Raw genomic sequence first — 2,616 nt, 5'->3', positions numbered from 1 at the left:
GTCAATGGCGGGACGTTTTGCGTGCTGAGCGTGGCGAGCGTGAAATCGCACATCCGCTTCACGAAGGCCTGCGGGTCGCCGAAGGGGTAGAATGGAAAGGTGATGAGCAGCGAGATCGTGCCGTGGCCAACCGCCCACAGCATGGTGGCGATGGCGCGCGGATCGCCCTGCAATTTTCCGGCGGCAACGCAGGCCTCGACCCGGCTGATCAGCGCCTTCATCGCCGGGTTGCTCTCTTCCATGTCGTCGTAGCTCCTGCCTTCCGGCAGCTTGGTCTTTTCGGTCATGAATACGGTGCGGTATTCGTTGGGATTGCCGAGCCCGAAGGCGGCATATTCCGTCATCACCGCCTGCAAGGCTGCGATCGGATCATCGGACGGATGCTCCTCGATGCGGCGAGCAAGCGTCTCGAATGCGTCCTCGGCCAGAGCGAACAGGATGTCCTGCTTGTCGGCGAAGTAGGAATAAACGGACATCGGGGCGTAGCCGACCCGCTTGGCCAGCTTGCGGATGGTCAGGCCCTCATAGCCCTCTTCCTGGACAAGCTTATGCGCGGCCTCGAGCAATTCGGAGCGCAGTTCTGCTTTTTGTTTCTCGCGGCGTGTCTGGACGCTCTGCGGCAAGATCTGGTGCCTTCGGTTGGGTTGGTGGCTGGCTAAATTATATACGCTGTACGGAAACGGACAAGGGCACGGGAAGTTCCCAAACGGTATGCTTCGGATCGTGCCGACGCTTTTCGAATTTTGGCAGCCCCGTGATCAGCACCGTTCCTCTCTCGAAATGGCCCATCACGCCTCCCTGTCGATCAGTTCTGCGGCAAGACACGAAAGCAGTTTCACCGCCTCGCCATAGGTTTTCGCCTTCTCGGGATTGGAGGCGTTGCCGTCCAGCGCCCGCTTGAAGACGCCCTGGCAGATGGCAGCCAGCCGGAAGAAGGAAAAGGCGAGGAAGAACGTCCAGTTGCCGATACCGGTGAGCCCGCGCCGCCGGCAGTAGGCGGCGACGTAGTCCTCTTCGGAAGGCAGGCCGAGTGCGGAACGATCGATACCGCCCAGGCCGCGAAAGCCGGAAGCGTGCGGCAGCCGCCATTGCATGCATTGATAGGCGATATCGGCGAAGGGGTGGCCTGATGTCGAAAGTTCCCAGTCGAGCACTGCCAGAACCGTTGGCCGGTCCGGCGCGAAGATCAGATTGTCCAGCCGGTAGTCGCCATGGACCAGTGAGATCCGGCCGTCATCTACGGGCATATGCGTTTCCAACCAGGCAATCAGCCGGTCCATGTCGGCGACGGTGCCGGTTTCCGAGGCACGGTACTGGCTCGTCCAGCGCGCCAGTTGGCGCTCGAAATAATTGCCCGGCCGGCCGAAATCGCCGAGCCCCACAGTCTCGACATCGACCTCGTGCAGGGCGGCGAGGGTGTCGTTCATGGCATCGTAGATGGCGGCGCGTTCATCATTGTCGCCAGCCTCCGGCAGAGCCGGATCCCAGAAAATGCGGCCGTCGAGGAAATCCATCACGTAGAACATGCGGCCGATGGGCGAGCCTTCCGCCGACAGATGCAGCATGGCCGGCACAGGCACGGCGGTGCCGGCAAGCGCGCTCATCACCCTGAATTCGCGGTCGACCTGGTGCGCCGATTTCAGCAATTGCCCCGGCGGCTTGGCGCGCAGCACGTAACGGCCGCTTGCCGCCGTCAAAAGGTAGGTCGGGTTCGATTGGCCGGATTTGAACTTCTCGACTGCCGCAAGCCCGGAAAAGCCCGGTATGTTCGCCTCGAGGTAAGGCGCAAGCGCTGCCTGGTCGAGAACGGGATCACTCATGCCGTCTCGGGCTGGCGTTCGATCAAGGTCAGCGTCAGCCAGCGCGCGGTCAGTGCCGGCTTCTTCGAACCCTCGATCTCGATCGTCACGTCATGCGCGGTCTGCACCCAGCCCGACGGCCTGACCTTGACGTCGGCCAGCACGAAACGCGTGCGGATGCGCGCGCCGGTTTTCACCGGCGCCAGGAAGCGCAGCGAATCGAAGCCGTGGTTGACGCCCATCTTGCCGTTTTCCAGCGGCGGCATGGTCTCGAAGGTCATCGCCGACAACAGCGACAGCGACAGGAAGCCGTGCGCGATGGTGCCGCCGAACGGCGTTTCACGCATCGCCCGCTCCGGATCGCAGTGGATGAACTGATGGTCGTCCGTGGCGTCGGCGAACTGGTCGATCATGCGTTGCGTGACCACCCGCCACGGCGACACGCCGACCTCCTTGCCGACACTGGCCAGAAGCACATCGAGACTGATCGGTTCCACGCTCATGTCCTCCAGTTCACCCCCGGCTTCTGTGGCCGGAAAATGTCATTCCTTGAACAAGGTCAGCCCATGCTGCACCGACTGTCCGCCGTCGATCGGCAAGATGGCGCCAGTGACATAGCTGCCTGCACGGCTGCACAAATAGAGCGTTGCGCCGGCGATGTCATCCGGTGCGCCGATACGGCCGATCGGAACATGGCTGCCGACGTGCCTGGCCTGTTCCTCTGTGGCGGTGGCAAATGCCGTCATCCGGCTCTGGAAGGGGCCGGGGGCAAAGGCGTTGACGGTGATGCGGCGGGCGGCGAACTCGAGCGCCAGTG

General features: G+C 62.8%; 4 protein-coding genes. All 4 read right to left on the bottom strand.

The window, feature by feature from the left end:
• Nucleotides 1–623 (bottom strand): TetR/AcrR family transcriptional regulator (locus tag EN969_RS26040; protein WP_164758495.1); only part of this gene is annotated, 623 nt, incomplete at its 3' end.
• Between the two features lie 165 nt (nt 624–788).
• Entirely contained in the window at nt 789–1,820 is a 1,032-nt protein-coding gene (locus EN969_RS26030) for a phosphotransferase family protein (RefSeq protein WP_063168970.1), read from the bottom strand.
• Nucleotides 1,817–2,302 carry a MaoC family dehydratase gene (locus tag EN969_RS26025; protein WP_263484965.1) on the bottom strand — a complete coding sequence of 162 codons (486 nt, stop codon included), beginning with the start codon at nt 2,300–2,302 and terminating at the stop codon, nt 1,817–1,819. The genes EN969_RS26030 and EN969_RS26025 overlap by 4 nt, the downstream gene beginning before the upstream one ends.
• A gap of 39 nt (nt 2,303–2,341) precedes the next feature.
• The coding region (locus tag EN969_RS26020) for an SDR family oxidoreductase (protein WP_127419515.1) at nt 2,342–2,616 on the bottom strand (275 nt) is incomplete at its 5' end.

Source organism: Mesorhizobium sp. M7A.F.Ca.CA.003.01.2.1 (assembly GCF_003998945.1).
GTDB lineage: Bacteria > Pseudomonadota > Alphaproteobacteria > Rhizobiales > Rhizobiaceae > Mesorhizobium > Mesorhizobium ciceri.
The sequence above is the reverse complement of the archived record's forward strand: the minus strand, read 5'-3'. Positions and strand labels throughout refer to the sequence as shown.

What these genes read in the sequence shown, in the direction of transcription:
- EN969_RS26030 (WP_063168970.1), bottom strand. Translation starts at nt 1,820, where the DNA reads ATGAGTGATCCCGTTCTCGACCAGGCAGCGCTTGCGCCTTACCTCGAG.
- EN969_RS26025 (WP_263484965.1), bottom strand. Translation starts at nt 2,302, where the DNA reads ATGAGCGTGGAACCGATCAGTCTCGATGTGCTTCTGGCCAGTGTCGGC.